Below are 2,168 nucleotides of genomic sequence, written 5' to 3'. Positions count from 1 at the left end.
TTCATCCAGCACAGCTACAAGGGCGGCCTCAACCCGACCGAGTTCTTCTTCCACGCCATCGGTGGCCGTGAAGGTCTCGTCGACACTGCGGTCCGTACGTCCCAGAGCGGGTACCTCCAGCGAAGGATGATAAACGCGCTGCAGGATCTCAAAGTCGCGTATGACGGCACCGTACGGTCGACGGGTGGCAAGATCATCCAGTTCGAGTACGGTGAGGACGGCACTGACCCGACCAAGAGCGCATTCGGCGATCCGGTCGATGTCAAGGGAATTGTCGAGAGTATCCTCAAGGAGGAGGTATAACCATGGCACTCGATGCAAAATACGACAAGAAGATCGAGGCGGCAGCCCTCCCCCCAAAGACAAAAGAGCAGCTCCGGAAGTACCTTGCCGAAAAGGAGATCACGGATACCCAGTTCAAGCTGATTCTCGAACGGGTCCTTAACGAGTACCAGAGCACCCGGATCGAGGCCTGCGAGGCAGTCGGCATCATCGCCGCCCAGTCCATCGGTGAGCCCGGCACGCAGATGACCATGCGTACCTTCCACTACGCCGGTGTGGCCGAGATCAACGTTACCTTAGGTCTCCCGCGTCTCATCGAGATCATGGATGCGAGGAAAGAGCCCAGCACGCCTACGATGACGGTGTTCCTTGAACCCGATTACGGAAACGACCGTGACCGGGCCCGGGAGGTCAGCTGGCAGATCGAGGCGGCCCCGCTCCATGAGTTTGGCGACATCACGACCGACATGGAGAACATGCAGGTGGTCGTCCACTTAAACACCAAGGTCTGCGACAAGCGCAAGATCGCGCCTGCCGAGATCATGGAAGTCGCCCCCAAGAAGATCCGCGACCGGCGGCATTACCGCGACTTCGAGCACGAGATCGACGAGGCAGCTGCGACCATCATATTCATGCCCAAGGACAAGGAGAGCTACCAGAACCTCTTTCAGCTTGCCGAGCATGTCAGGAACGTCATCGTGCAGGGCATTGACGACATCATCCGTGTCGTGGTGAGGAAGGAGACCGGGGAGTATATACTTTATACTGAAGGATCCAACCTTAAGGACGTATTTGATGTCGCTGGTGTGGACACCACAAGGACCCGCACCAACAACATCAGCGAGATCGCCCAGGTCCTCGGTATCGAGGCAGCGAGAAATGCGGTGATCCACGAGGCGGTATCCACCCTCAACGAACAGGGTATCGCCGTTGATGTCCGCCATCTCATGCTCGTCTCGGACATGATGTGCATGGAAGGCGAGGTCAAGCAGATTGGCCGTCACGGTATTGCCGGCGAGAAGGAGAGCGTCCTCTCCCGTGCGGCATTCGAAGTGACTGTCAACCACCTGCTCGATGCGGCCGTCGCAAATGAAGTTGATGAACTGAGCGGCGTAACCGAGAACGTCATCGTGGGCCAGCCAATCCAGCTGGGCACCGGCGATGTAAAACTGATAGCAATCAGGCAGAACGAGAATTAATTGCACAAACCTACGAGGAATTGTACATGGATTTTAATGCTTCACTCAGAAGAGCAATCAAGACAGGAAACGTCATCCTTGGCCAGAACAACACCGAGAAATGCATCAAGGAAGGCAAAGCCCAGATGATCGTCGTTGCCGGCAACTGCCCGGCATCCTTCAAAGAGAAACTTTCCACGAACGAGAATCTCTTTATCCACACGTTCGAGGGATCGAGCGTTGCGCTCGGCAAGGCCTGCGGTAAGCCGTTCATGGTCAGCACCCTCGCCATCATCAGCCCGGGCGAGTCAGATATTCTCTCCCTCAAGAGGGCGTAACACCAGGTGCACTCTATGGTCGAAGTAAAACTGACCGAAGACTGCATGCGCCTGATCTCCCAGTTCGAGAGCCTGACCGGCGCCGGGAGCCGCGACTGTGTGGTTGACGACCGCAATGCCCGGCTCATCTTTGTCATCAATCCCGGTGACATGGGGCTTGCAATTGGCAAGAAAGGCGCCTCGATCAAGAAGGCTTCCGAGGTCATGGGGAAGAAGATCGAGGTCGTGGAATACAACAGCAATGTGGAGCAGTTCTTGAAGAACTGTTTCCTCCCTGCCCAGGTCACCTCCATCCTCTTCGAAGAGGGCGAGGATGACCAGAAAACCGCAACCGTGGAAGTCCGGGATGAGGACCGCGGCATTGCAATAG

General features: G+C 56.5%; 3 protein-coding genes and 1 pseudogene. All 4 read left to right on the top strand.

All coding sequences use genetic code 11. The features are described from left to right. Positions 1–303, top strand: a pseudogene (locus CW742_RS11085) (DNA-directed RNA polymerase subunit A'); the annotation flags it as partial. 2 nt (positions 304–305) lie between these two features. Beyond that, positions 306–1,481: a DNA-directed RNA polymerase subunit A'' gene (gene rpoA2, locus CW742_RS11080; protein ID WP_292420370.1), complete on the top strand. Its 1,176-nt coding sequence runs from the start codon at positions 306–308 to the stop codon at positions 1,479–1,481. Positions 1,482–1,507: 26 nt separating this feature from the next. Then, entirely contained in the window at positions 1,508–1,798 is a 291-nt protein-coding gene (locus tag CW742_RS11075) for a 50S ribosomal protein L30e (RefSeq protein ID WP_292420369.1), read from the top strand. Positions 1,799–1,813: 15 nt separating this feature from the next. Continuing rightward, the coding region (locus tag CW742_RS11070; protein WP_292420367.1) for a NusA-like transcription termination signal-binding factor at positions 1,814–2,168 on the top strand (355 nt) is incomplete at its 3' end.

Source organism: Methanoregula sp. (assembly GCF_002835825.1).
GTDB lineage: Archaea > Halobacteriota > Methanomicrobia > Methanomicrobiales > Methanospirillaceae > Methanoregula.
Note: the sequence above shows the minus strand (reverse complement) of the source record. Positions and strands in the feature narration are given on the sequence as shown.